The sequence below is a fragment of the Micromonospora halophytica genome, from assembly GCF_900090245.1.
Lineage (GTDB): Bacteria > Actinomycetota > Actinomycetes > Mycobacteriales > Micromonosporaceae > Micromonospora > Micromonospora halophytica.
In genome coordinates, this window is record NZ_FMDN01000014.1 from 65,785 (window position 1) to 92,181 (window position 26,397).

20 protein-coding genes are annotated in these 26,397 nt (G+C 66.9%); all 20 read left to right on the forward strand.

Annotation, left to right across the window (positions count from 1 at the left end; genetic code table 11):
• Positions 1-338 precede the first annotated feature (338 nt).
• Complete coding sequence (locus tag GA0070560_RS28255) at positions 339-698, forward strand: hypothetical protein (protein WP_139131523.1); 360 nt, start codon at positions 339-341, stop codon at positions 696-698.
• Between the two features lie 94 nt (positions 699-792).
• Entirely contained in the window at positions 793-1,143 is a 351-nt protein-coding gene (locus GA0070560_RS18370) for a winged helix-turn-helix transcriptional regulator (protein WP_091299029.1), read from the forward strand.
• A 30-nt stretch (positions 1,144-1,173) separates the two neighbouring features.
• Entirely contained in the window at positions 1,174-1,890 is a 717-nt protein-coding gene (locus GA0070560_RS18375; protein WP_091299032.1) for a prepilin peptidase, read from the forward strand.
• 282 nt (positions 1,891-2,172) lie between these two features.
• On the forward strand, positions 2,173-3,453 hold the full coding sequence (locus GA0070560_RS18380) for an N-6 DNA methylase (RefSeq protein ID WP_170839469.1): 1,281 nt from the start codon (positions 2,173-2,175) through the stop codon (positions 3,451-3,453).
• Complete coding sequence (locus tag GA0070560_RS18385; RefSeq protein ID WP_091299037.1) at positions 3,444-4,790, forward strand: restriction endonuclease subunit S; 1,347 nt, start codon at positions 3,444-3,446, stop codon at positions 4,788-4,790. The genes GA0070560_RS18380 and GA0070560_RS18385 overlap by 10 nt, the downstream gene beginning before the upstream one ends.
• Complete coding sequence (locus GA0070560_RS18390; protein WP_091299040.1) at positions 4,787-5,536, forward strand: hypothetical protein; 750 nt, start codon at positions 4,787-4,789, stop codon at positions 5,534-5,536. Before GA0070560_RS18385 ends, GA0070560_RS18390 begins: the two co-directional genes overlap by 4 nt.
• On the forward strand, positions 5,533-5,910 hold the full coding sequence (locus GA0070560_RS28260; RefSeq protein WP_139131524.1) for a hypothetical protein: 378 nt from the start codon (positions 5,533-5,535) through the stop codon (positions 5,908-5,910). Before GA0070560_RS18390 ends, GA0070560_RS28260 begins: the two co-directional genes overlap by 4 nt.
• A gap of 13 nt (positions 5,911-5,923) precedes the next feature.
• Entirely contained in the window at positions 5,924-7,915 is a 1,992-nt protein-coding gene (locus GA0070560_RS18395) for an HsdM family class I SAM-dependent methyltransferase (RefSeq protein ID WP_139131525.1), read from the forward strand.
• On the forward strand, positions 7,912-9,378 hold the full coding sequence (locus tag GA0070560_RS18400; protein ID WP_139131526.1) for a restriction endonuclease subunit S domain-containing protein: 1,467 nt from the start codon (positions 7,912-7,914) through the stop codon (positions 9,376-9,378). Before GA0070560_RS18395 ends, GA0070560_RS18400 begins: the two co-directional genes overlap by 4 nt.
• Positions 9,375-9,833 carry a hypothetical protein gene (locus GA0070560_RS18405; RefSeq protein WP_091299048.1) on the forward strand — a complete coding sequence of 153 codons (459 nt, stop codon included), beginning with the start codon at positions 9,375-9,377 and terminating at the stop codon, positions 9,831-9,833. The genes GA0070560_RS18400 and GA0070560_RS18405 overlap by 4 nt, the downstream gene beginning before the upstream one ends.
• Positions 9,830-10,966: a serine/threonine-protein kinase gene (locus GA0070560_RS18410; protein WP_091299051.1), complete on the forward strand. Its 1,137-nt coding sequence runs from the start codon at positions 9,830-9,832 to the stop codon at positions 10,964-10,966. Before GA0070560_RS18405 ends, GA0070560_RS18410 begins: the two co-directional genes overlap by 4 nt.
• A complete protein-coding gene (locus GA0070560_RS18415; protein WP_091299054.1) occupies positions 10,963-12,189 on the forward strand; it encodes a hypothetical protein in 1,227 nt (408 codons plus the stop codon). Before GA0070560_RS18410 ends, GA0070560_RS18415 begins: the two co-directional genes overlap by 4 nt.
• Positions 12,186-14,456, forward strand: coding sequence for an EVE domain-containing protein (locus GA0070560_RS18420; RefSeq protein ID WP_091299056.1), 2,271 nt, complete (start codon positions 12,186-12,188; stop codon positions 14,454-14,456). The genes GA0070560_RS18415 and GA0070560_RS18420 overlap by 4 nt, the downstream gene beginning before the upstream one ends.
• Positions 14,453-15,628, forward strand: coding sequence for a hypothetical protein (locus GA0070560_RS18425; protein WP_091299061.1), 1,176 nt, complete (start codon positions 14,453-14,455; stop codon positions 15,626-15,628). The genes GA0070560_RS18420 and GA0070560_RS18425 overlap by 4 nt, the downstream gene beginning before the upstream one ends.
• A complete protein-coding gene (locus GA0070560_RS18430) occupies positions 15,625-19,704 on the forward strand; it encodes a hypothetical protein (protein WP_091299064.1) in 4,080 nt (1,359 codons plus the stop codon). The genes GA0070560_RS18425 and GA0070560_RS18430 overlap by 4 nt, the downstream gene beginning before the upstream one ends.
• Complete coding sequence (locus GA0070560_RS18435) at positions 19,701-20,609, forward strand: hypothetical protein (RefSeq protein WP_091299067.1); 909 nt, start codon at positions 19,701-19,703, stop codon at positions 20,607-20,609. The genes GA0070560_RS18430 and GA0070560_RS18435 overlap by 4 nt, the downstream gene beginning before the upstream one ends.
• Positions 20,606-21,745 carry a hypothetical protein gene (locus GA0070560_RS18440; RefSeq protein WP_091299069.1) on the forward strand — a complete coding sequence of 380 codons (1,140 nt, stop codon included), beginning with the start codon at positions 20,606-20,608 and terminating at the stop codon, positions 21,743-21,745. Before GA0070560_RS18435 ends, GA0070560_RS18440 begins: the two co-directional genes overlap by 4 nt.
• A 2-nt stretch (positions 21,746-21,747) precedes the next feature.
• Complete coding sequence (locus GA0070560_RS18445; protein ID WP_091299072.1) at positions 21,748-23,442, forward strand: helicase HerA-like domain-containing protein; 1,695 nt, start codon at positions 21,748-21,750, stop codon at positions 23,440-23,442.
• Positions 23,439-24,053 (forward strand): hypothetical protein, encoded by a 615-nt coding sequence (locus GA0070560_RS18450; RefSeq protein ID WP_139131527.1) that lies wholly within the window; start codon positions 23,439-23,441, stop codon positions 24,051-24,053. Before GA0070560_RS18445 ends, GA0070560_RS18450 begins: the two co-directional genes overlap by 4 nt.
• A gap of 2 nt (positions 24,054-24,055) precedes the next feature.
• Entirely contained in the window at positions 24,056-25,636 is a 1,581-nt protein-coding gene (locus GA0070560_RS18455; protein ID WP_091299078.1) for a serine/threonine-protein kinase, read from the forward strand.
• Positions 25,637-26,397: the final 761 nt, after the last annotated feature.

Sequence of the window (26,397 nt, forward strand, 5' to 3'; positions counted from 1 at the left end):
AAGCGGCGGCCTCGCGCTCGAACGGTGAAAGTTCGCTGTCTGTTACGGCTCGTCATCTGCCGCCCTGCCTCCTGACGGTTCCTGCCGACAGCGACGCGGACCGCCCCGCTGTCGTGGAAGTTGCACGCACGGATGCCTGAACCCACCTCTACACCCGGCCCCCACGGTTACCGCAACGTGCTTACCTTCCGGTGATTACCGTCAGGTGCTCACCTCGAGGTCACCGATAATGCAAGTCTTTCGCCACAATCCGACCAACCGGTGTCGGGTTCGCGACACTATGCCCGCAGGGATCGAAGGCCTTAGAATCCCTAGAAAATCCCAAGGGAGCGCGCACTATGAGCCGCACCGCCGAGGGTCCTCAGCCCGCCGACCTCGCTGCGGAGCTCGCCAGTCGGCCCGCAGCCATCGCGGCTCTCGTGACGTTGCGTGACCGCGCTGCTGCCACTGTCGGTGACCTCGGTGGCGTGGACGAAGCCTCCCGCGAGGCGCTGCGGGCCGACCTGTGCTGGCTCGCGGCGACCGGACTTCTGCGGCGCGAACCGCACGGCACCTGGGACGTGTTCGCCACCACGGGCGCCTATCGCCTCTCCACTATGGGAAGAGCTCTGGCGGACGCCCTGAATGCGCTCGCGGAGGGCTGCCGCCACCTTGCAGGTGCACCAGCTCATCAGCGACCGGACTCGATGCCTCGATGATCTCTGCTTGACTCAACGTGAATTCGTTGTTCACGTAGAGCAGTCGATCCCCTAGACTCGTCCTCTGGCCGACCTTGACGGGGAGGGGAGGCGGATGGACGACGACCTTCACGTCGTGCACGAAGCGATCAGGCTGTGCGCCCAGCGGTGGACCCTGGAGATCCTCACGGTACTCGGTCAACGGCCGATGCGATTCTCGGAGCTGCTGCGCGAGATCCGACCGGCACCGAGCTCGAAATCGCTCAACGACGCCCTGCGCCGCCTGCGCGACCGCGGCCTGGTGCACCACACCGACGACGCGGGCGCTGGCACCTACTCCCTGACCGCCGCCGGCACCCACCTGCTGCCGCTGCTCTCGTCGTTCATGCGCGAGATGCGGCGCTGGTCGGACACCTACCGCGACGGCTGCGCCCAGCCGACCGCCGCCGATACCGGACCGGCATAGGCCCATCGCGCGCCACGAGAACCGCAGCCGATGAATCCCGCAGCACTGGGGCTGGCGCTTTCCGGCGGCGCCCTTGCCGGCTTGGCGCTGCCACACGCCTACACCTGGCTGACGACTTACCCGTCAGCGATCGCAGGCATGCGAACGTCCGAAGTGGCCGAAGGCGATACCTCGGCATCCCGCCGGGTATCAGCTAGGAGCGCGCGCACGCTGGTGGCCGTATCGGAGCTGTGTGGCATCGGGCTGTCTGTCGCCTCAGCAGGCCTCGCCTGGCTTCTGCGCGACGCTCCCGGCGGCCTGCCGCTGCTGGCGGTCTGGCTGGTGGTGATGCACACCGGCGTGCTGCTCGCCGCCGTCGACGTCGCGGTCCGCAGACTGCCCACGCCCGTGATCAGCGCCGCCACCCTGGCCATCAGCGTCGTGCTGGCCGGCCAGGCAGCGACCACGGGTCAGGCCCGAACGCTGGTCGCCGCCGCGCTCGCCGCGGCAGCGCTCGGCGGCCTATACCTGGCATTGGTCATCATAGCGGGCAGCGAAATGGGCCTGGGTGACGTGCGGCTGGCCGCGCTGCTCGGCGCGGCACTGGGCGCCACCAGCTGGCCTGCGGTGCTCCTCGGCGGCCTACTGCCCTTCGTGCTCGCCGCCCCCGAAGCGCTGGCACGCCTGGCACTGCGTCGTGCGCACAGCATCGCCTTCGGTCCGTACCTGGTCGCCGGGGCGCTGATAGCGGCCGTGGTCGACGGCTAATCACATGCTGACAACTGCGTGTACGGCACATGCTCCGCGCGTAGGCGGCAGGCCGCTAGCTGGCCGTGCATGAACGGCCAGTTGCCGCTCGGATGACGGCAGGTAACGGGCGGCGCCGGATGGGGAACCTACGGGCGGTGAAGCACGCAGACGACATCACGCTCGACGAGGCTCTCTGGAGCCATTGGGAACGTGAGCGCGTGACGCTTCTTGACGGAACCTTCCGTCCTGATTAATCTCGGAGCGTCAATGGGCGCGTGAGCGCGTGACGGAGAGATGGTCTTGGACGCGAACACCTACCTCAGCAGCCTCGGGATCGACGTCACCGACGCCGCGCAGCCGGCCATTGGGCGGCTGGCTCTCGCTGGGGAGTTCGTGCTCGGCGGTGAGCGCGGTGTGCTACTTCGCCCCAAGCGCGGCGATGTGTCCGACCGCTACCTCGAGCTCCTCGCGGGCAAGGGCTACGCATTCGTGATCGTCGACGGCGGCAACTATCCGTCGTTCTACGCTCGCGAGCAGGAGGGGCTCGTCCCCGTGCGGGCACTGCCCGTCGCCGACCGCAGCCACTTCCCGTCGGCAGGAGTCCTCGGAGCCTGGGGGCAGTTGATTCGCGCGGCCGCCCGTCACGGTGATGCGGCGAAGCTGGGCGTCGCGCAGCTGGTCGCTCGCCTGGATGGCGATGAGGTGTTCGGGCCGGACCTCGTCCGCCCCACGGGCGACGTGCCCGTCTCGCGTCTCGGTGGTGACGAGTCGGTCGCAGTTGAACCGCTCCGCACGGCGGCTGCGCTCCTGGCCGGCTTTCGACTCCGCCCGAACGCGCGCGATGAGTTGGTCCGTCTCGTCGTCGCGCTGTCCTCACTGCTTCCCGACAAGAGCCAGTTCTCCGGGCTGACCGAGAGCGTGGCGCCCTTGGTGCGCGCACATCAGCTCGGCGCTCGTCGTCTCCTGGTCTCGAGCGGAGCCGGGGCGGAGATCGCCGCACTCCTCGGCGCGGAGGGAACGATCTTTCTTCCGGCCGAGCTCCGCCTGCTCGAGCCGCTGCTGGAGCGTCTGCTTCCGAGCGTCGAGCGCGTGTTCGCTGACTTCCTGCAGTCGAACCTCAACGGGTCCTACGACGGCGTGATCGTCGTTCCGCCGTTCGGCCTCCAGCTGAGCGGAACCCAGCTGGGCCGGTTCGAGCTGTCGAAGCGCGGGGGCAAGGCGCGCAGCCGCGTACCTGCAGAGCTGCTGTTCATCGAGCACGCGCTCGCGGCAATGGCCGATGGCGCTCTCCTCGTCACCGTCTTGCCCGAAGGCCTGCTCTCGAGCGTCGGGCATGCGGACTTCCGCGAGTGGTTGCTCGAACACGCACGTCTGCTGGCGGTCGTCAGCCTGCCTGCCGGAACGTGCTTCCGCGGCACGGAGGTGAAGTGCTCCGTCGTGATGCTCCGCAAGCCGGCGCCCGCCGACGGCTACCCGATCCTCATGGTCGACGTGGAAGCACACGACCTCAGCGGCGACATCGAGGCGGCGCGGTCAGAGCTCGAGGACTTCCTCGAACGGGAGGTGGCCGCATGCGCGTAGCCACGCTCTCCCGCAACGACCTCGGCAGGCGGCATGTTCGCCTCGACCCGGCCTACTACCTCGGGCGCGAGCTGGTGCGATCGACGATGAGCTCGGAGGGCAGTCGACACGTCAGCCTCGAGGACATCGTCGAGTCCATCCACGACGGGGCTCGACTGCCTTCGGCTGCATCGGGGATCCCGATGCTCCGCTTGAACAACGTGCGGCCCTGCGAGCTGGACGTGAGCGGCATGGCCCACGTCGACGGCACTGCCGCCAAGTGGATCAATGTCCAGGAGAACGACGTCCTGTTCACGCGAGCAGCCCAGCCGTTTCGTGCGGCCGCGGTCCAGTCGGGGATGCCCGCAGAGCTCGCCGTGTCGTCGGAGCTAACCGTCATCCGGCCCCGGCCGGCGGTCTTACCCGAGTACCTGGCCGCCGTGTTCTGCACGCCCACGCTGAACCGAATCCTGCGTGACCTCGCGTATCGCGGTGGCTCGTCGGCGCTGCCGCGACTTCGCCTATCGGACATTGCGCGCCTCCCGATCCCGCTGCCCCCGCGCAGCCTGCAGGAGTCGCTCGGGCTGCAGTACCAGCAGGCCGTCGACCTGACCGCGAGCGCCCGCGCCGAGTTCAACGCGGTGGTGACGGCGATCCACACCGAGATCGACCACCGCGTCCACGGGGTCAAGCCCCCCAGCAACGCCATCAAAGTTCTCCGATCGCAGCTGGCAGGCCGGTGGGATGTCCCGTTCAACCGCGGGCGCGTGTTCCGCCATTCTTTGTCAGCAGCGTCGGCCATGCGGTCGCTGCTCCAGTTGGCGAAGCCTGCCAGCACCAGCCTTCGGGGCCTCACCGATGATGAGGAGGTCTTCGCCGTTCGAGCCGACGACGTGAACGAGAGCACCTTCCTCGTCGAGGGCGGTGAGGTTCGGCCCCTCTCCGACCTGTCCTCACGCATGCGGCAGCAGCTCGAGGTGGGCGATGTCCTGTTGTGCACGACGGGCTCGGGCGACCAGGTCGCCTACCTCGACGAGGAGCTCGGACGCGAGGAGCAGCCGCTCCTCGGGAGCGCCACCTTCACCGCCCTCCGCTTCCACGAGACGCCCCGCGTCTTCGCCGTCGCGCTCGCCCATCCCCTCGTTCGCACGCAGCTCCGGCTGCTCTCGTCCGGGTCCGTGCAGCGCTTCGTCAACAAGCGCGACCTCGACGAGTTGCTCGTCCCGGTGCTGGGTCAAGTCTGGCGAGAGGACTTCGAGACCCGGCTCACCCGAGCGATGCAGCGTCGCCGCGAGGCGTTGCTGGCGCGGACCGCGCTCATCGAAGCTGCCGACGACTATCTCCGGGAGGCGCCGTGAACGCCGTGGCGACCAGCTTGAGGTCTCCCGGGGACTGGGGTCGCCTTGTCCGCCGTGATGTGCTCATGCGGGCACTGGGATCGGCGCCCTGCTTTGCCGTCGTGCCGGGGGGCAACATGTCCTCACTCGATCGGGTCGTACCGCAAGCCACGCAACTGCCCCTGCTGAACCGCATGGTCGAGATGGTCGTGCTCGGCGAAGACGGCCCGACGTGGCTCCAGCACAAGATCGGATTCAAGAACCTCCGCAACGTCGACCACTACCTCGCGGCCCCGCGCCGGACCCGGCTGATCGAGGAGGATGCAATCCGCCCGACCAGCCTCGGGCGCCGCTACGTCAGCTCTCGCCTCGAGCCTCGCGTGATCCTCGAAGGGGTTCGCGGCCGCGCGCGCTTTGAGGAGGTCATGCGTATGACTGGCGGCGACGTGCCGACTCCCGACGTCGTCGCCAGCGTCCTGCGGCGTCGGAGCTTCCGTTACAGCAAGGGTACGGTCACGCGACGCGCCCGCGACTTCTGCAGGCTCTTCGGCCGCATCACCGACGAGGCCGCGAGTCCGAAAGAGCGCCAGCTCATGGTTCATTCAGCGTGGGTGGAGCCGCAGGATCTCCTGGCCGTCGACGGCGTCGCGGCGATCTGGCCGGCCCTGTCGCTCACGCCGGTCAAGGGCATCCGGCGTTCGAGGAATACTTCGCGGGACGAGGCGACCGACGCCCAGCTGCGCCTCCCGCTCGAGGAGGACGCATGACGGGCCTCATCACCTCGAAGATCCGAGACTTCCTGGTCGGCCACGGTCCCGCGACGCCCGAGCGCGTTGCGGAGGCCGTCCTCGAGCTCCCGGAAGCGGGTGGTGCCGAGCGGGCCCTCTTGCTGATGCGTCTCGACCCGACCCTGGAGCGCACCGCAAGCGAGATGTGGGCGGCGCGAGGGACCGCCATCACCGACGACCGCCGCGTTCGGAAGGCGGCCGAGGCGTTCTTCGATGGACGCCGGGGCGCTCCGTTGGCGAGCGTCGTGCGCGCGGTGGCAAGCGAGACCGGTCTGCCCGAGCACCAGGCGCGTGAGCTCCTCACCGCGCAGTTCGTCGTGGCGGGCACCAACATTTTCAACCGGCGACGGTAGCGAGAGGACCACGATGGCCAAGAAGAAGAGCACTACAGACGCACTGCGCGATAGCGCGCGGGAGAAGCTCTCGCAGCTCGGCTACCAGCAGATCAAGGACGACTTCGCGCTCTTCGATCCGCTCGGCGACGGATCCATGTCGGCGACCGCCGAGCTCGTCGCGCTCGACGAGGACGAGCCCGTCATCCTCTTCGCCAGCGGCGAGCCCGGCGATGCCTCGCGGCCCCCCGTGCAGGACGACGCGAAGTTCAAGGCCGGCCTCGGCGCCGCCGCCGGTAAGCCGTTTCGCTTCGTCTGGGTGTGGGACGGCGAGAACGACTTCATCTTCGACGTCGAGAAGGACGCGCAGGTCTCGGCGCTGCCGGCCCGAGATGAGTGGAAGACCGTCGCCCGGCCGATCTCCGAGACCCGCACCCGGCTCGTGCAGGAGGTCTCGGCCGAGTACCACCGTGGCGACTTCCGGGCAATCCAGCGCAAGTTCGATCAGCTGCACGAGGCCATCTACTCGCGCGGCGGCGTCAAGCCCACCAACGCCGCCATCGACGAGCTCGGCAAGCTGCTCTTCCTCAAGGTTCATCTCGAAAAGGCGCCCGGCTACGTGCTCACGAACGGCGCCGCGAAGGGCAAGCGGTTCGCCGACATCTACTCGGCCGACCACGTGCGGGAGCACAAGAAGGACGCCGTCATCCAGCTCAAGGACGCCTTCCGCGAGATCAACAACCTCCCGCAGTACAAGGCGACCGACATCACAGGCGAAGTGCACACGATCTTCTCGTACGACGAGCCGCTGCGTCTCGAGAACCCGGAGGTCCTCGCCCTCGCCATCGAGGCCCTCGAGCTCCGCGATCGTGAGGGCAAGCCCATCCGGCTCTCGGTGCCGGACCGCGAGCTCCTCGGCAACGGCGAGAAGGCCCGCGAGATGCGGGCGCACCTCATCCACGAGGACTTGCTGGGCTGGGCCTTCGACGTGTTCCTTCGCGGCAAGTACGCGAGCGACGAGGGGCTCGCCACCTACCTGACGCCTAGCCAGGTCGTGGAGTGCATGGCCCGCATGGTCTTCCACGACATCCCCGACGCAGACCTCTGGGCCCGACGGGGTGACGACGGGCAGCGCGAGCGCTGGAACCCCCAGACCGACGAGGAGGCATCGCTCCCCGCCTTTCTGTGCGGCGACATCTGTTGCGGTACCGGGCGCTTCCCGATCGGTGCGCTGCGCGAGGTGAAGCGGCGCGTGCTCGACGACCGCCACGTCGGCCACTCCGACGACGACAAGCTGCGCTGGCTCTCGCAAATGAAGCGGCACAGCTTCTTCGGTGCCGACCAGGCCGCAGGATCGATCCAGAAGGCTCGCATCAACATGCTGCTGTACGGGGAGGACCACAGCCAGCTGCTGAAGGTCGACGACTCGCTGGTCGACCCGCATCTCGATCGGCTCATCGGGAAGTTCGACGTCATCCTGACCAACCCGCCGTTCGGCTCCGGTAAGTACGACGATCCCCGCGGTCTGGCGCGCATGCGCGACGAGGAGCGCGGCCTCGAGCTCGGCTGGTCATGGACCCCCGGGAACCGGGCGAAGCGGAAGGATCTCGCCAAGGCCGACCCGGCCTCGCTGTTCATCGACCGCAACCTTCAGCTTCTGAAGCCGGGCGGGCGGCTCTTGATCGTCGTGCCTGACGGCATCCTCTGCAACTCGGGGGACGCCTACATCCGCGAGTACTTCATGGGGACTCAGGATGAGGAGACCGGCGAGTTCCTCGGCGGCAAGGCGATCGTGCGCGCGGTCGTGAGCCTGCCTACCGAGACCTTCTCCATTGCTGGCACGGGCGCGAAGACCAGCTTCCTGTACCTTCAGAAGAAGCGACACCCGGCGGAGAAGCAGGGCCCGGTCTTCATGGCCGTGGCCGAGCACGTCGGGTACCTGAAGAAGGGCAAGGCCGAGGTTCCGGACCCGAGCGGCAACGACCTGGTCCCGATCGCGTCCGCCTACCTCGGGGGCTTGCTATGACACAGGCGAGCTTCGAAGCCGCGTTCATCGCGCCGGAGGAAGTAACACTCAAGCGTCTCGACGCGAACTTCTACCGAGCGACCTACCGCCAAGCAGCTCAGCGTGCGGCCAGACTTCCCTCTGCTCCGCTATCAAGCCTGGTGAAGGCCGGTACGGTGATCACCTACGGCGTAATCAAGTCGGTGCAGATTGAAAGTGGTGTTCCGATGCTTCGCATCCAGAACCTGCAATCTGGCTTCGCGGATGCGGATGGCGCCGTTCGAATCTCTGCTGAACAGCACCAGGGCTTTTCGCGTTCATCTCTGTCTGGCGGCGAGGTGCTTATCGCAATTGGCGGCTATGTTGGGGTCGCAGCGAAGTATCCAAATGACGGCCCCATCGCCAACATCAATCAACACGTAGCAAAAGCAGACATCGATCCAAGACGGGCCAACGACTACTACGTACTGGCCTACCTCTGGTCGCAGACCGGCACGCTGCTTCTGCAGCGTACCGTCACTGGCACGGTCCAGGCCGGAATCAGCCTCGGCGACCTTCGCGCGTTTGCTCTTCCGCTCCCCGACCGTCGCATTCAGGACTACATCGGCGCGAAGGTCGAGTTGGCGGAGCGCTGCCGAGCTGTCGCCATGCAGTGTGAGTCGAAGTCAAGCGACCTTCTGCGCGACGGTCTCGGCCAGAGCACCGACGACATCCTAACGACCCTTCCGGCAGATGGAATCCTGCCCACGGGTGCCTTTACGACCAGGGTGGACGCCGATCTTCTTCGAAATCGTCTCGATCCGAGCGGCTACCACCCAACCCTGATCGCGTTGCAGGCGTGGGCGTCCACCAAGAAGGATCTGTTCACCCCTTTGAGGAAATTGGTTACCGCCGAAACGTCGAAGCGCAGCCGCGTAGGGAAGAACTGCTCGTTCTTCGTCAGTGTGCTGCACCTGAACGATCGTGGCTTCTTGGACGAAGATGCCGCTCGCGCCTACCGGCCGGAAAGCGGAGGGCGTGAGGCACGATCCATGGATGTGCTCGTCTCCTGCATTAATCCCGCGGCAAATCGAATCGGTGTGTGTGACTTCGGAAGTGAAGCCGGCGGTTGTTCTCCGGAGTTCTCCATCTTGCGGGCCCGCAACGGCGTCGATCCGAACTACGTAGCGTTCGCGCTGCGGACGGAGCTCTGCCGGACGCAACTTCTGCACCTTGGACGCGGCACTTCGAGTTCTAGGCGACGTGTCGATGAAAGCGAGCTTCTCGATGTACTGGTGCCGACCGTGGAGTGCGCCTCAGCGATCGCCAAGACCGTACGCCGGGGCCATGTCCTCTCGGCCGCTTCTGTCCGCCTGATCAACGAAGCGAAGGCCGACGTCGAAGCGCTGATCGACGGCACCCTCGACGAGCAGGCGATCCTCGCCGGAACGCTCAAGGCGCCGACGGCGAATGATATCCCGGAGCTGGCGGAGGACGGCGCATGAAGGTCCTCGGCATTGCTCCCAGCTCGACCGACTTCAAGTGGGCGTTCCTCGATGGCACCCGGGCCCAGCCCCGGGTTCTGCCGCTCTCGTCCACGTCGCAGAAGCTGCCCGCGGACGCGTGCGAGGGGCACGCGCTGCTGAGCCTTCGGCGCCTGCTCTCGACCTTCCTGGCCGAGCGCGGAGTTGAGCGCATTTGCGTGCTGCAGGCTGGTCGGTCGCAGCACGGCGGGCCGTCGGCCAGTCGCGTCAAGGCGGAAGGAATCGTCCAGCTGGTGGGCGCCGAGCTTGAGCTGGCCGTCGAACTCGTCACGCCGCAGTCGCTCCGCGCGCAGGAGAAGCGCTTCGCCTCCATCGCGTCCGGCTCTCCCGAGAACGTGTTGAACGGCAGCGCGGACTTCAAGCCGAAGACCTGGCGAGACGCGGTGCTCGTCGCGTGGTGGGGGCTCGACGAATGAGCACGACCCTTCAGGACATCCAGCAGCTCATCGCTACGACCGGGAAGTACAGGCTCGAGGCGGAGAACACCGAGGGCGCGAACGCGTACGCCTTCCGTGCGCATCACGTACCCCTCGATCTGCCGGTGTTCCTGAAGGTCCTCTACCCCGATCCGAGCGGCGACCTCTTCGCGGAGCCGCGTCTCCTGGTGGAGGCGACCAGGACCGAGGGCAACGAGAGCAACCTCGTGCGGGTCCACGACGCGCAGCGCCTCGGCGACGACTTCGTCCTCGTCGCCATGGAGTATGTCGACGGCGGCAGCATCCTCTCGCGGCTGAGCGGCGGGCCGCTCCCGATGATGGAGGCCGTTTGCGCGGCGATCGGCATCCTCCACGGGCTCGCGCAGCTTCACCAGGCACTCCTCGTTCACCGGGACATCAAGCCCGCGAACGTGCTGATCTCGCAGCGACACGGGCGCATCTGGCCGAAGATTACGGACTTCGGCTCGGTCGCCCGACTCGCTGATGCGAGCGCGAGCGTGACCGCCTCGCGCCACAGCGCGCTCTACGTGCCGGCCGAGGGATGGGCGACGCCGAGCCGCTACGACGTGCGGTCGGACCTCTACCAGGTGGGCCTGGTGCTCTTCGAGATGGTGCACGGCGCTCTGCCGTACAACGATGACGCCTACCTGGACAGCGAGGCAAGGAAGGAGCTTCGCGAGCTGGCGAGGGCATCGGGCGGCAGTGTCGACGATTTCGACACGCAGAAGGTGGTCGACCGTGCTCTGGCCCGGGCCGCGTCCGGAAAGGGCGTGATCTCCTTCGGGCGGATGCAGCCGTACGTGCCCAAGAGCCTGGCGCGCATCATCAACAAGGCGGTCTCGCCCCACCCCGCTGCCCGCTACCAGACGCCGTCCGAGATGATCGGCGATCTCGAGGCGCTCCGGCTACCCGACTGGAGGCTGGCTCCCTGCGGTGAGCAGTACGCCGCCAACGGATGGTCGGGCTGGGACTGGAGCATCGGGAAGGATCCGAAGAAGCCGGAGCAGTGGGTCGTTCTGCGTTCCCGTCAGGCGGCGACGAACTTCCGCCGGTGGGCCGCGGCCGAGAGCGCGCGAGCGGCCTGTCGACTCGTCATGGAGGCTGCGGCGTGAGTCTCCCCGCCCGCCCGAGCGACGCGGTCGCGCTCTTCGAGCATCTTGCCCAGTGGGGCGAGGTGTCGGCCTACGAGGCCGAGGACCTCGGCGCTGGGCCGTGGGTCTTGGTGTTCGAGAACGCAGGCGCCCTCGAGGCGGTTCACGACGAGCACGGTCGTCCGGTGGCCTGGCACCTGACGCCGCCCTTCGTGCACCTGGTCGAGTGCGACGCGCAGCAGGCCGGCCGTCGTTTGTGCTTCGCGGTGCCCGAGTACCGCGCCTACCTGCTCAGCATTGTCGTCGAGGGGCTGGTCGATGCCGGCCGCGCGGGCATGACCGTGGAGCTCGAGGAGTGGACGAAGGGCGAGCTCGCGCCGCTGCTGGCCGAGCTCAACGCCTTCTTTGGGCCTCTGGAGGACGGCAAGCGTCTAGTCGATTTCGCGCCGGCGGAGCTCGAGGCTCGCATGGCCGGCCTCCCCGAGCGCTCGCGGCCGTTCGCTGCTTGGGACAGCTACGCACTCGGGCACTCCGCGCGTCCGAAGGGGCTCTTCGAGTTCGCGCTGCGGCGCTTCGGACCCGCCTGCGTGGCGCTGCCCGTCGCCGTCGAGACCGCTGCGGTGCTGCGCCCGCTGCCGCTCAATCGAGAGGACGGCTTCGGCCTTGGCAGCGCCTCTGTGCCCCGGCCTTGGAACATGCAGCGCTTCGGCGTGCTGAGCGGCGCCCCGATCGTCGATGCCCGTGGCCAGCGCATGTTCGACGAGGACGCGCCGCTCAACGAAGTGCTCGTCGAACATCTGCGCGACGCCGTGGTGGAGCACCCGTTCTACGCCGCGGTGATCCACCTGGGCATCTGCGCCTGGCGTTCGCCGGCGTCGACGATGCCCACCGTGGAGCTCTACGTGCCCACGTCGGGCGGCCTGCACGATGTCTCGGTGCTCGTGGGCTCCCGCGGCGTGGGCCGCGTTGCCGAACTGCTCGGCGACCTCGTTCGCGCTCAGGGGTACGCGCCCTTCGGCCTCGTCGACGGTCGAGTCCCCGACGAGCTCATGGGCAACTTACTCCGCAACCTCCTCGAGCTTCGAATCCTGCGCCGCCAGGACGAGCTCCTAGTGCTCGACGACGACTACCAGTCGTCGCTGATGGCGGCGCGCCTGCGCACCGTGTTCCGGCCGGGCAAGGAGCTGCAGAAGCGGATGGTCGAAGAGCTTGCGCTGCGGGCGTCCGAGGGAGGTGCCGCATGAGGCCCCGCAAGGTCGACCTGGCATTCGACTGGATGCGCAGCCAGCCGCGGCGGGCCTTCCACTACCGCGACGAGGTGTGGGCGGCGCTGGCGGAGCTCCATCCGGACGAGTTCGCCGTGAGCGACGACCGCAAGACGCCGTGGTTCTCGCTGCACCGAGACATGACGCAGGACGCCCGTTTCCTTCGTGGTGACAAGGGGATGTTCGAGCTCGTCGACGGCGCCGCCCTCGATGATTCCCTCCCGGCCGAGGTCGTTGCCATGCCCGACGCGAAGGAACCACGGGTCTGGATCTTCCAGGCCAACCCCAAGTTGTACCGGATCCTTGAGGCGCTCCAGCATCTCGACCGGATGCAGTTCCTGACCAACCGATACAAGGACCGCATCCAGGTCGGCGACATCGTCCTGCTCTGGATGTCCGGCAACCACGCGGGCATCTACGCCCAGGCTCGTGTCGTGGAGGGCGTTGCGGATCGGAAGTCCGATGGCGACGATGCGACATTCTGGGCGGACCCGAGCAGCGGAGCCACGACCAAGCCCCGCGTCGTGCTCGCGATCGAGAAGCGGTTCCTCGGCAACCCGCTCCTCAAGACCACCATCGCGGCCACAGAGGGGCTGGGCAACCTGATGATCCTCCGGCAGCCGAACGGCACCAACTTCCCCGTCGACGCTGACGCGTGGGAGGTGCTGCAACCGCTCCTGCCCACCGAGGAGGCTCGCGAGCCTGCGCGAGGGGTCCTCACGTGGGCGATGAAGCGGGCCAGGGGCGGCAAGATCTACGACGAGAGCTGCAACGAGCTGCTCGAGCGCTTCGTCGCCGAGACGTTCGCCGATGGGGAGGAGCACTCCCGAGACGAGATCACGAGCTGGTTCGCAGCGAACTACCCGCTCTTCAAGCCGATCACCGTCCAGTGCCACATCGAGAAGTACACGACCAACTTCCGCAGTCGCGTCCACTACAACGCGACGCCAGAGCACGACCTCCTCTTCCGCGTCGACGACGACTGGGCGCGGCTTCGCCTCTACCGACCCGGCGACGATCCCGCGCCGATCCACGACAAGCCCGACGCGCCGAAGGGCTCGAAGGCCAAGACGTCGACGAAGGCGAAGCAAGTCTCGCCCCTCGATCGCAATCGGCGGCTGCTCGCGCATCTCGCCACCCTTGGCGAGCTGACGCCGGGGGATCTCGAAGACCTCGGGCTGGAGGAGGCGCACCTGAGCGACTGGCTCGACTCGATGCTGGCACGTCGCCCCGAGGCGCACGTGGTCACCCCGCTCTTCCTTCACCTCGTCGATGGAGACGCGGGCCCGTCCGCGTTCACCACCCGGCTCGCGGCACGCTTCATGGGCGAGCACCTGCGGCGACAAGCCCCGGAGCCGATCCCGGGGCTCGAGGAGCACGTCTGGGCTCGGTTCGGACGCTGGCACCTGACGCAGCCCCATGGCGGCGATGAGAAGACGCACGCTTACCTGAGCGTGCCCATCCGCGAGCCGCGCGACGTGGCGGCCTCGGAGCGACTCGACCTGTTCGCTCAGCTTCCGCCGAAGGTGATCGGGGACCTGATTCGAGAGCCCGAGTTCCTCTCGGAGCAGCAGTCCTGGAGCGCCGACGCGGCGTCGAAATCGTCGGAGGGTCCGCTCAGCACACAGCTCCGTCGAAGCTGGAAGCGTCCGTTGCTTCTCAGCACCGTAGAACTGCTCGTGGCCGACGACGGCCAGGTGCTGATCGGCAAGATGGAGCGCACCGACGTGATGGAGCGGAGCTACATCGTCGCCGGCCTACCGCTCTGTCGCCACGGCGAGTGGGAGCGTGCCGCCACGCTCGAACGCGAGGCTGCCGCAGAGCGACTCATCCAGCACCCGGTCGCGGCGGTGCTCCTGCAGTTCGAGGTTCACCGCCTCTTCGCCGGCCTGTCGGGCGACGTGGTGGCGCTGATCCACGTCGGTGGGGGTCTGGCGCAGCTCGAGCTCGATGGCACCGGGCGAGGCCCTCTGTGGCGCCACGTCTGCTCGATGCTCGAGCAGGTCGGCTACAGGCCGGTGGGGGCCAGCACCCAGGATTCGCTCTGGGCGAGCGCCGTCCACGTGATGCTGAAGAACCTCGAGCTGCTCGATGTGTTCGAGCGCGACGGCGACGTACTGCATCTGACCGACGACTACCAATCCAAGATCAAGGCTCATCCGGGACACATGCAGAACCGGGGCGAAAAGCCCTACCGCGTTCGCCTGTCGCAGTTCCTGGCGGAACTCCACGGAGGACAGGTATGAACACGCCGTTGGTGCGCATCGCGCTCCCCAAGCTGTTCCTATGGAGCGAGGCGGCTCGCATCCAGGAGTACCCGGAGGCGGCGTCCCGTGCCGAGCCGGGCCGCGTCTATTCACGGGCCGACCTCGAGCGCGTGGTCTTCGACATCGCTCCTACTATGGAGTTCAAGGGCGGGGCGCCGCGCGGCAAGGGGACCGACGGCGTCATCAACACGTACGGGATGGAGCGCAGCGGCGCCCGCTACCGCATCAACGGGATCAGCCTCTTCGAGCGGGTCGACAAGGGCCTTCGGGCCACCGCGGAAGGCGTCGCGCTGGGGAAGGCGTTTCGCGAGGCGGACGCTGACGTCGACTGGGCTCGCGCCCTCGCGAAGCAGCTGCTTCGACGTGACCCTCGCACGCGCTTGGTGATCGGGCTTTGCCTTGCGGGCTGGCAGCTGGGAGTCGAGGCGCCGGGCGGTATCCCCACGGGCGCGTTGTCGCTCACGTCGCCCGAGGGCGATGTCCTCGAGATCGCACAGCGCAACTGCGACGGCTTCAACACGCTGCTGCGCGACAACGCAGAGCACGCCCTCGGGCCGTGTTGGCGCGCTGACCTTTTGGCTCTGGGCGAAACCGCGGCGGTCGTGTGGGAGGGCGTCCAGGGTGGAACACCCTCGACGAACGACCTCCCGACCGCGCTCAAGAAGGCCCTGGCCGTGTTCTTCCACATCCGAGCCTTCGATGGTGGTCCCTCGACCTGGGGCCTGAACGCCGGTGGACTCGCTGGTGCGCTGGCGGTGGAGAACCTCGTCGAGCTCGGATTCGAGGGAGCAGCGCCTGTGCGGCTGACCGACGACGAGGCGTTCGCGCGGGCGCTTCGCGATTGCACGGACGCCGAGGGCTTTCTCATCGTGAGTCAGCTCGGCGAGCGCTTCGGCGAGCTCCTTCAGGTGCCGGACGAGGATCGAGCCGCCGTCCTCGACAGCTACATCCGGACGGTGATGTACCACGACCAGCTGCGGGTGCTCGACCGCCACCCAGGACAGCCCCGCATGGGACGAGGGCTGTTCGGCGAGCCCGGTGCACGTCGCGTCCGGTTCGAGTTCACGCCCATCCACAAGACCACGAACGTCGAGACCGAGGAGCAGACCCCCGCGGGTTCATCCAGCGAGAAGCAGGGAGAAGACCGATGAACATTACCAAGCCGTGGGCCGCCAAGGGGGTGGCGCTCTATCCGCCTTCCTTCTGCATGGTGGGCCAGAACCAGGTGTTCAACGCACTCCACCAGTTCCGTCGGTCCTTCTGGGACGGTGCGGCGAACGACATTGCCGGCTTCTTCATCGCGTTCGGCGACTGGGGTCTGGGCAAGACGCGGCTTGGATACGAGCTCGTTGCGGAAGCGACGGGTCGTGTCGACTGGTGGCTGCTCAACAAGAACGAGTACGTCATCCCGCCCTTCCATCAGGCAGACAAGAAGCCGCGTGTGCTCGAGCCGGCGCTGCAGGATGGGGTCCTGCCGCTCTACATCCGCTACAGCACCGTGTGCGACGACGCGCTCGACGCTGCGACGTGGGTGGCTCGCCTGGCGGTCGAAGCCCTGCGGCACACGTTGCACGCGGACCCTGCGGCTGGCGGTCCGCGGGATCTCTACGAGGACCTCAAAGCGGCGATGCAGGCTAAGGGCGTAAATCTGAAGGCGCTCTCGCTTGTCGACGACGACACCCGATCGTTCGAGGACCGGCTTCACGATGCGAAGAAGGTCTTGCGTGATGCTGGCCTGAACCACCTCTGGATCGTCGTCGACGAGGTCGAGACGCCCGGTGACCTGAAGCGGGGCCTGCGTGAGGACACGCAGACCAAGGTCGACGACGAGTACCTCCTGATGGTCTCGGAGGTCATCAAGCACGAGAACTGGCGAAACCAGCATCCGGACGTGAACTTCCTGCTGCTGTGCAGCGTGGGCATGCGCGACCAGATCCACATTGGTCCGAACCTGCGGCGAGCGAGCTCGGTTACGATCGAGCCGAACCAGCTGACCGACGTGCAGAGCTACGTTGATCACATCAAGGGCAGCCTGGTCGACCCGCACGCCGTCGAGTATCCGGTGGGCACGCTTGAGGGCGCGTTCCTTTCGGCCAATCGGAACTTCGGCTGGCTGAACGTGATCATGGCGTCCATCCACGAGACGCACGTCCGGCACAGGGAGCGCGGCGACGGCTCGAGTGCGTGGGAGCTCCTGAAGGACTTCGCCAAGACCGATGCCCGGGCCACGCACATATTCAACGACGACGCCGTCCTGCCCCTGCTCGGCAAGGTGACCGGGGTCCCCAAGCAGGACGTGGAGCGGCTCGTGTATGGCCAGCTGCCGGCGCCGGTCGGCGGAGCGGCGAAGGCGGCGTTGACCGAGGAGATGGCCGATGCGCTGCTCGCCCACGAGGTCGCGGGCCGGGGGCACGCCTTCGCGGAGCTCTTCCAGGTTCACATCGACGAGCGCGCGCTGGCGAACGAGCTGACCCGCCCCGAGTTCGGCTTCAAGGCGAAGGAAGGGAAGACCGACACGTACTTCACCCCGAACTGCGAGGTGTCCGTCGTCGGACTGCTCGAGGCCTTGCGCGCCTTCTCCGTTGCGGTCGGGGGAGCCCCGGGCGCGGCTGGTGACTTCGTCGTCTACACCGACCTCGAGCAGTGGGGCGAGCAGCTCGCGGCGCTCTACCCGCGCGAGGGCATCGAGTTCGCGGCCGAATCGCTCCACCGCATCTTCTCGAAGCCCGGGTACCGGGTCGACGGTGCCCGGTTCATCGGGATGTCGTTCCGGCTGTGGCGCGAGTTCAACAAGCTCCTGGTCTCGGCGGCCGAGAGCGTTCGCTTCTTCAAGGACGGCAAGCACGAGGCTCCCCTCGACCAGTACGTTCGCGGCGTCAGCCAGACGAAGGCGAAGCGCGGGGCGGCGATCTGCCTCGGCCTCGCGAAGCTCCTCGACGACCACCTCAAGGACGACGACACCAAGCAGGTCTCGGGGCTCAAAGACGTTCCGCACAAGGCGCTCAACTCCGCGTTCGGCTCGCCGTCGATCGACGGACTTCGGGTCACGCCGGATGGTCGGTGCACGATCGTGTACTGCCTGGACGCGCAGGAGACCCTCGACAAGGTACGCGCCTACATCGGTCTCGAGCGGGTCCACCCGATCCTCGTCCTGTTCCCGGCAAGCGCGGACGTGGCCTCGTTCGAGCAGCAGCTCGATGCGTCGCCGGCCCTCCGCCGCTGCGTCTTGACGCGGCGCCTCGTGTCGCAGGAGGAGGAGTTCCTTCTCAAGTACTCGGGCCGGGGCTCCGCCTACAACGCCCACGAGGCACGCCTGAGCAAAGTCGCGAAGGGGCTCGAGGGTTCCTACCGCGACGAGTGGCAAGCGAAGAGCCGGGAGTGGGCGAACGGTCTCCGCAAGACCGGCTACCTCCTCGCTCCCATTTGGAGCCGCAAGACCGGCAGCAACACGGCCGATTTCGCGAAGGGCTACCGTTACATGTTGGCGAAGGACTGCTCGCTCGATGCAGCCGTAGACACGGCCGGCGGACCCCTGAACAACGTGGAGTTCGAGAACTGCCGGCAGGCGGCGAAGAAGAACATCGATGCACCTGCCGCGTGGAAGTACGGCGACCTCCTCGGCGTGCTGACGACCGACGGCAGCCTGCTTCCGAAGGTGCCCCGGTGCTTCTTCGCGCTCCTCCAGGAGCTCAAGACGCAGTCGGCCGTGAGCAAGCTCGCCAACCGCTTCTTCTTCGCGGTACCCGACAGCGAGATGAAGGCGCCGCAGCAGCTCGAGCAGATCCTCGAGGTGCTCATCGGCATCGGGCTCGTCCGCAAGAAGAACGACCTCTACAAGGCCGTCGACCGGACGATGCTCGAGAGCCGCCGCCAGTCGGCGTCGACCTGGCTCGAGGGGGAGTGCAAGGACTCGATCAAGAAGCTCATTGACCTGTTCCCCACCCAGGCCAGCATTCTGCTGAGCAACAACTACCCCACGGCCAAGCAGCAGCTGGTGACGGCGGAAAAGCAGATCCAGCAGGTGAGCTCGGACCACCTGACCGCCGATATCGACAGCCTGACCGAGGGATCGCTCAAGACGGTCGTCGCTCAGGTCCGCGACATCGAGGAGCGCATCCTCGGGGTGTGCCCGCTTGAGATCGGCGAGACGACGCTCGACTTCGACTGCTCGCCGGCGCGAATTCTGTCTTACGAGACCCGGTATTCGACGCTCTCGCTGTGGGAGCGCGTCGCCTTCCTGGCGTGGCTGAAGAAGACGTTCCTGGAGACTCGGGACGAGATGATTGAGGAGATTGACCATCTGCTGGGCGAGGCGGCCACGCTCGATGAGGCCGAGGGCCACCCGTTCCCCGTCGCCCCGGTCACGCTGCCACTCAAGGCCATCAAGTCCGAGCTCGAGAACGCGGTGAAAGGGCCCGCCGCGGCAGGCACGCAGACGCGGATGGCGACGATCCCGGTCGCGTCGTACACGCTGATGATCGACCAGTACCTGGTCAACTCGCAGTACGAGCATGCGTGGAAGCGCATGGACGCGCTGAAGGACCTGATCAGCCAGGAGCGGCCCGGTAGCTTCTTCGCGCGGTTTAAGAAGCTCCATGAGCAGTGGGCGAAGGCGGTCAAGGACTACAAGGCCGCCGCCTCCGCGTGGCAGTCGCTGGGCGACTTCGCGGCCGACGCTCCGCAATCGGTGCAGGCCTCGCTCAACCCGCTCAAGCTCGAGGTCCAGAAGTTCCGCGGCCTCGTGGAGGGAGGCCTGAAGCAGCAGGTGCAATCGCTGATCGACGAAGTGGCGGAGACCGAGCTCTTGAAGAGCCTGGAGACCGAGGTTGTCGCGACCGCGCAAGCGGTCCAGGGGCTCCCGCAGCAGGTCACCGAGAAGCTCGACGAGCTCAAGGCGGGACTCCGGCAGGTGATCCGGCAGAAGGAACTGCGCGCGCTCAACCGGGTCCTGAAGTCGAACGGGAAGCCGGCCAAGGCGGAGCCAACACCAGCTGCGACCTTCGGGACCACGAAGGCGCGCTACGAGGCGTTTAACGGCCAGGTCTCCCAGGAGGGCGCAGGCTTCTTCGAGGGCGCTGGCACGGACGTCCACTTCGGTCTGTGGGTCGACATCTCCGGCGACCTGGAGGCCGGCTCCTACGACGAAGACCAGCACCCGGACCACGCCGACGCGATTCGCGAGCTCAAGGAGATGAAGCTGATCCGCTCGAGGCTGGAGCTCCGATGAAAGCGCGCATCGTCGAAGCACAGGCGGACCTGTTCGAGGTCGGCGTCCTCTCGCAGACGGCAGAGGTCGAGAGCGTTCCCATGGATCGGCTCCTGGCTGATCCGTCGGGACCTCCGCTCGTCGTCATTGGTGGGCTGCTGGATGCCGAGCGCCTCGTCGAGATGCGCAAACTGTCGTCCGCACTCGCGCGGGCGCGGGTCGCCGTCATCGTCGTGCCGCCGTTCACAGGTCTAGACCTCGGCCGCTACTTCGAGACGCCGGTCCAGCTGGGAGTCCGACGCCGCGCCGCGTATTCGGCTGCTCGCATCACCGACGGTGCGCTCGAGGAGATCCTCGGCGGAGAGGTGAAGGTCCGGTCGGACCACTTCTTCGACACGGCGCTCGGCGCAGGCGTGCTTGCCGTGGATGCCCAGAGCAAGCCCGTGCTCCTCCGGTACCAGGCGACCAACACCGCGGGTCCGGTGTTCTTCTCCACGCTCCAGCTGCTTACCTACACGGCGCTGACCGACGAGGCGCATCGCCAGAGCCTGCTTTGGCACCTCTTGTCGTGGACTCCGACGGTCACGGCGGAGGCCAGGGAGATCGCACGGCAGCCGCCGAGCCCGCCGACGGCCGAGGCAGTCGGCGAAGGGGTGCTCGTCCCCATTGTGCTGCTCCTTGCGGCCGGCGGCCCGCAGACAGCAGAGCTTCTGCGATCTCGAGCCGGGGCGCTCCTTGGCGTGGACCTGAGCGCGAACGACGTCGGTCGAGCCCTCGAGGAGCTCACGCGTCAGGGGCTCTCGGCCTCCGACGCGTCGGCAGTGAGCGATCGCGGGGCTCTCGTCCGGTTTCTCGAGCAGCGCGGGATGCACCCGTACCTGCGTGAGCTTGGGGCCTTGCTCGCCTCAGAGGAGACGATCACATGAAGAGCATCGAGCTGGCTCGCGCGCTCGCCGCGGCGATGAGCCTGCGGCTTCCCGGCACTGCCGGGAAGATCGCCAACAAGATGCGGTACATCGACGCGAAGGCCCCGCTCTTCGTGCGTGGCGGCATCATCCGCAGCATCGAGTCGCGCCGGTTCGATCGTGTCTACGCCGTCGGAGTTTCCTCCAAGAGCCGGAGCATGCCCGCCCTGGGCGGCATCCTCTATGGAGCCGCGGCCCTCCGCCACGACATCGTCGTGTCTGGCAACCAGGTGACGGAGGGCTTCCAGGACAGCCGCGTCGACATCAACGACATGAACTTCCTGGACGCGTCCGAGCGACTTGCATGGAAGGAGTACATCCTCGTCTACCAGCTCCTGACGGACCTGCTGGATTCGGACACGAAACCGGATGTCATCTTCGTCGACATCCCGCTCCTTGTCCCGCGTGCCGAGCAGAGTCTCAGCCTCGCCGAGCCCGACGTCGAGGAGGAGTGGCGCGAGCTGATCGAGGTGATGGAGGCGTTCTGGCAGCGGTTCCTGCCGTCCATCTACCCGAACGACCCGAACGGTCCGTTCCTCGTCTCGCTTCAGTCGCGCCGCGACCTCAACGCCGCCGTCTTGAACGCGCTCCGTGAGAAGGGACCGGCGGGTTCCCCCGAGGCGATCAGCAGCGAAACGCTGGACCTCGTGCAAAGCGAGTGGGTGCAGCTGCGGCGGGTCGGTGTTCTCCGCTTCCTCCGTGGTGCCCTGCGCGCAGGGCATCGGACGGCCGCCTACTACTACGAAGCGCTGGGGCGCCAGATGAAGCGCTTCGAGCCTCGGACGGTCGCGAACCACGGGCTCATCGGCTTCCACATCCAGGTTGGCCTCCGAACGCCGATCTGGAAGATCGAGACCGTCGGTGCTCCGGGGCAGTGGAACTCCGAGGCCCTCGACAGGCTGGCCAGCATCACCGCCTTCCTGACGCTGAACGACAACCCGCGGATGAAGCCGCTGCCGCTCTGGTACGCCGAGCAGCTCGTGATGATGCCGCGCGAGGTCCTGTCCAACTACCTTCGTTCGACCCTGGGCATGCTCAAGGACCGTGCCGTTGATCGAGCCTGGCTCGAGGGCGTCGACACCATGGATGAGGAGTGAGCATGTTCCGAGACGACGACAACTACATTGGCAAGCTGGTCGGCAACACCGGGGAGCCCAACAAGCTGACGATCGCGCTGCGTACGAGCTTCTCGGCGCGGCGTGGGGAGTTCGTGCGGGTCGCGCACCAGGAGCGCGAGTCAGAATCGCAGCTCGACGTGCTGGGCCGCATCGTGGGGCTCTCGCGGTCGAACATCCTGTTCAGCCCAGCGCTCGGCGAGGGGATCAGTGAAGTCGAGCTGCTGCCGCAGTCGCGGCTCTCGGGCGAGACCGTGTACGCGACGCTCGAGCTGGTCGGCTACAAGGATCCGTTCACCGGCGAGATCCGGATACCCCGACGTCCCCTGACGCCGGGGACGAAGGTCTACGGAGTCGACTACGCGTTCCTCACGAGCTTCTACGAGTTCTCGGAGGACACCAGCATCCATCTCGGCAACCTCGTCGGCTACGAGAAGGGCGAGAACATCGTCCCGGTCTTCCTCGACGCGAACACCTTGGTGACCGAGCACCTCGCCGTGCTTGCGATGACCGGCTCGGGGAAGAGCTACACCGTCGGGCGCGTCATCGAACGGCTGGTCTCGCAGCTCAACGCGTCGGTCGTGGTCTTCGACCCGCACGGCGAGTACGGCAAGGCCTTCCGAGCCGGCAAGCTCAACTTCAACGACCGGCTCGACAAGGTCGAGGATCCTAGGGACCGGCAGAAGCTCGCGGAGATCCAAGATGCCCTCCAGCAGCTGCAGGACCGCGGGGGCGGCATCAAGGTCTACACGCCGCAGCTGCGGAGCTTCGACGAGAAGTACGCGGGGAAGAACACGCGCCTCGCTCTTCAGCTCGACCACTTCGACGTGGACGAGTTCTCCGGTGTGCTCCCTGGACTGACGGAGCCGCAGCAGCGCGTGCTCGACGTCGCGCTCCGCTACTGGAAGGAGAACATCGACGAGCCTCGCGACATCCAGGAGCTCTTCGCGGTCCTCGATGATCTCGACCGCCTGAAGGAGTGGGTGACGGAGTCCGGCAGCCAGGGCGAGGCCAACGCGCTCCGCGGAGGGAGCGCCAACATCGCCGCCATCCGCCTTCGGCGCATGATCAACGAGGCCCAGAGCTTCTACTCGCGCGCGGCCGGTGAGCCGTTCGACGTCTACGACATGGTCGGCGACGACAATGCCGAGGCCGGACGGCTCTGCATCATCGACCTCCAAGGGCTCTCGAACACGGCGCGGCAGGTCATCGTCGCGCTCATCTCGAGCGAGCTGATGAAGGCGGCGGCCGACAAGCAGCGCCCGACCCGACCGGTGTTCATTGTCTACGAGGAGGGGCACAACTTCGCACCCGCCGGCGAGGCTGCGATCTCGAAGAACATCATCAAGCGCATCGCGGCCGAGGGCCGGAAGTTCGGCGTGGGCTTCGCCATCGTCAGCCAGCGCCCGAGCAAGCTCGACTCCGACGTGACGAGTCAGTGCAACACTATCGTCGCGATGCGCATCAAGAACCCGGACGACCAGCGGTTCATCCAGAAGACCTCCGACTACTTCTCTGCAGCGGACCTGGCGGAGCTCCCGACGCTGTCGACCGGTGAGGCGCTGATCTGCGGACGGGCGATCATCGCGCCGCTCGTCGTCAAGGTCGGCACCAAGGCGCTCATCCACGGCGGTGAGTCACCGCGCGTGTGCGAGCGCTGGGGGAGGTCGGGAGGATGATGGGTGACCGCTCGACATCACCGGCGGACCTGGTGTTTGACGGGCTCACCAACCGCGAACTGATGGTCGAGCACTTCCCGATGCTGCTGTCGTCGGGGATCCCGGACATCGGGCTCACGGTGCACTCGCACTTCCTCACGGTCCTGGCCACCGCGGGGCAGTCGCAGGGCTACTCCGCCGTGGCGGAGTGCCCGATCTGGTGGGCTCGCGACAACGGCCTCGGGGACGTGCGCGGGGACTCCGTGTGGTTCGAGAAGCACTCGGGCGAAGCCTCGCTCGCGTTCGAATTCGAGAGGTTCGAGCGCGGTGACGAGGGGAAGCTGCGGGGCAAGGTCGAGAACCTTGCGATCGCGTCGACTGCGACCCCGAGCTTGAAGCTGTGTGTCCTGATCTACTGGGTGCGCAGCGGCTCGGCTCCACGCAGCATGGACGCCATCATCGCAACTTACCGCGAAGGGTTTAGGCGTCGTGGCAGTGACGTGGCCCCGGCACGGACACCGTTGATGATTATCAAGTGCGTGATGCGCCCAGCTCCCGATTCCGAACGTCTCGTGTTCGGCGAGTTCCTGCGCGACGAGCGCAATGAGCGGCTCGCCCTGGGGAGGGCGTAGTAATGGCGCTGATCGTGTTCCGCGGCAAACCCGGCGAGGAGCTGGGCGATCGGTTTCGCTTGCTAGCCGAGCTCGGCAAAGGGAGCTTCGGCGAGGTGTGGCAGGCGCGGAGACTGAAGGATGGTGCCACGGTCGCGATCAAGATTCCGAAAGACCAGGAGAAGGGCGAGGAGGTGCTTCGCAAGGAGCCCGACATCATCAGGGACATCCATCACCCGAACATCGTTCGCGTCCACGGCTTCCACAACATCAGCGAGCTCTTCGTGATCGAGATGGAGTTTGTCGATGGCTACGACCTGGCGAAGGTCCTCGACAGCGCTAGTACGCGGGCGCCGCTCACCTTCGAACAGATCCTGGAGTGGACGCTGCAGATCCTCCACGGTCTTGCTGCCGTCCACGCCGCGAACATCTCGCACAACGACCTGAAGCCGCAGAACATCCTCGTCGACAAGGCGTCCGGGGCAGCGAAGATCACCGACTTCGGGTCGAGCCGCCGACTCGAGGACGTGTGGGTCTGGACCAAGCGCCACGGCACGGAGGCGTACATGGCCCCGGAGGTGGCGCTCGAGGGGAAGCGCGCCCGGGACGTAAGCGACATCTACTCAATCGGCGTTCTCCTCTACGAGATGGCCACCGGACGGTTGCCCTACTCGAGCCCGCATCAGCTGCTGACCGGCGTGCAGATCGCCAAGCCTCGTGAGGTCAACCGCGATGTGCGTGCCGATCTCGAGGACGTGATCCTTCGCGCGATGGCGCGGAGGCCCGAGAACCGTTTTCCGAACTGCGGGTCGATGCGCGCCGCCGTGCAGGCATGCCTTGACCGGTTGCGTGCCGAGGCCGCGACAGCAGCCATGCCGGCTCGCTCGGAGCCCAGCCAGCTCGGCTTCCGGCCGCCCTCGTCGAGTCCGCTCTACTACCTTGAACTGGCCAAGCAGCGGCTCGCCGAGGGCGACGCTCAAGGTGCCCTGGAGGCGGCAGAGGCCGCTGTCGATCGGAGCGACGGCCATCCTCAGTACCTGCGGATGCTCGGCGGCATCTGTATGCGCCTGGGGTACCACCGCAAAGCGGCCGAAGCGTACGAGCAGCTGCTCGCCGCCTTCGATCGTGGCTACCCGGTCGAGGGTCATCAGCGACGCGAGGTGCTCGAGCGACTCGGTCAGCTGTACACCAACCTCCAGCGGTACGGCGACGCGGTGGCGATCTACGAGCGCCTCGTGGACGCCGTCGACCGGCCGTACTCGCGGTTCCGGCTCGCCGTCGCGGCGGGACTTGATGGCGATTACGGGCGCGCGATCCAGTTGCTCGAGATCGTTCGAGCGGAGCGGCCGGATGCCGTCGTCGTCTACTCCAAGCTCGGGTGGGCGCACGCCCTCAACGGGAACGATCGCCTCGCCCTCAGCTTCTACAACCAGGCCCTGGCGCTCGACGCCTTCGACCTGTTCAGCCTTTTCGAGCTCGGGAAGTACTACTTCATGGTCGGTGATCGGCGACGCGCCCGGGAGTACTGCGAGCGAGTCATGGACGCGGACAAGCAGGGCTTCTACAGCGACCGCGTCCGCGAGCTCACGAGCCCGACAGCCTAAGCTCCACCCACAGCGCCCGCTGGTCCTCCCAGACCAGGCTCTCGAGCAGGCGCCGCAGCGTCCGATCGGTGATCGGCCGCGGCCGACGGGGTACTTGAGGGCGAGGATCTCCCAGATCAAATGCTTTCGACCTGGGGCTGGGCGGGTAACGACGACCATGGTGTTCCGACGGTGAGCCCGTGTCGAATCCGGTCAGACGGCTCGTGCCGCTGGTGCGTTTCTCCAGGCCGCTCGCCGAAACCGCGGAGCGCGTCTCCGCGCAATGGACTCTCGTCTTCAGGCGTTGTCGGGTGTGGGCAAGGGGTTGGGGATCGTGTGTTGCCGGTAGCGGGTCACCGGGGTGGCGGCGATAGAGGCGATTTGGCGCCTTCAACGCCGACGCGTCCGCGTTTCAGGTACTTGAGCATCGGCTGGGTCGAAAGATCAGCATTCGACCGACGGTGATGCCCTTGAACCGCAACTCGGCCAGAACCCGAAGCACTAGCCGAGGGCCACACCGCGTGTGCCATGGCCTCGTAGACATCCCGACACTGAAGTCCACCACGTTGACGACCACATCGGTCACCGTGAACCCTCGGGGATCCGCGCAGCGCCACCGCCCTCCCAGCTCAGCCTCTCGGCTTCGGGCGGTGCCGGCGGCTGCGGTCACCACGACGTCGAGTTCGCTCAACGGTTCAATCTCGACGGAACCTGCGCATACCGCGCCGAGTGACGCGTCTACCGCAGCAGCCGGAAGGTGAACATGATCCGCATCATCGCAG

Bases quoted from the DNA above. Each gene is read 5' to 3' on its own strand.
- GA0070560_RS28255 (WP_139131523.1), top strand. From the start codon at position 339: ATGAGCCGCACCGCCGAGGGTCCTCAGCCCGCCGACCTCGCTGCGGAG.
- GA0070560_RS18370 (WP_091299029.1), top strand. From the start codon at position 793: ATGGACGACGACCTTCACGTCGTGCACGAAGCGATCAGGCTGTGCGCC.
- GA0070560_RS18375 (WP_091299032.1), top strand. From the start codon at position 1,174: ATGAATCCCGCAGCACTGGGGCTGGCGCTTTCCGGCGGCGCCCTTGCC.
- GA0070560_RS18385 (WP_091299037.1), top strand. From the start codon at position 3,444: ATGCGCGTAGCCACGCTCTCCCGCAACGACCTCGGCAGGCGGCATGTT.
- GA0070560_RS28260 (WP_139131524.1), top strand. From the start codon at position 5,533: ATGACGGGCCTCATCACCTCGAAGATCCGAGACTTCCTGGTCGGCCAC.
- GA0070560_RS18395 (WP_139131525.1), top strand. From the start codon at position 5,924: ATGGCCAAGAAGAAGAGCACTACAGACGCACTGCGCGATAGCGCGCGG.
- GA0070560_RS18400 (WP_139131526.1), top strand. From the start codon at position 7,912: ATGACACAGGCGAGCTTCGAAGCCGCGTTCATCGCGCCGGAGGAAGTA.
- GA0070560_RS18405 (WP_091299048.1), top strand. From the start codon at position 9,375: ATGAAGGTCCTCGGCATTGCTCCCAGCTCGACCGACTTCAAGTGGGCG.
- GA0070560_RS18410 (WP_091299051.1), top strand. From the start codon at position 9,830: ATGAGCACGACCCTTCAGGACATCCAGCAGCTCATCGCTACGACCGGG.
- GA0070560_RS18420 (WP_091299056.1), top strand. From the start codon at position 12,186: ATGAGGCCCCGCAAGGTCGACCTGGCATTCGACTGGATGCGCAGCCAG.
- GA0070560_RS18425 (WP_091299061.1), top strand. From the start codon at position 14,453: ATGAACACGCCGTTGGTGCGCATCGCGCTCCCCAAGCTGTTCCTATGG.
- GA0070560_RS18430 (WP_091299064.1), top strand. From the start codon at position 15,625: ATGAACATTACCAAGCCGTGGGCCGCCAAGGGGGTGGCGCTCTATCCG.
- GA0070560_RS18435 (WP_091299067.1), top strand. From the start codon at position 19,701: ATGAAAGCGCGCATCGTCGAAGCACAGGCGGACCTGTTCGAGGTCGGC.
- GA0070560_RS18440 (WP_091299069.1), top strand. From the start codon at position 20,606: ATGAAGAGCATCGAGCTGGCTCGCGCGCTCGCCGCGGCGATGAGCCTG.
- GA0070560_RS18445 (WP_091299072.1), top strand. From the start codon at position 21,748: ATGTTCCGAGACGACGACAACTACATTGGCAAGCTGGTCGGCAACACC.
- GA0070560_RS18450 (WP_139131527.1), top strand. From the start codon at position 23,439: ATGATGGGTGACCGCTCGACATCACCGGCGGACCTGGTGTTTGACGGG.
- GA0070560_RS18455 (WP_091299078.1), top strand. From the start codon at position 24,056: ATGGCGCTGATCGTGTTCCGCGGCAAACCCGGCGAGGAGCTGGGCGAT.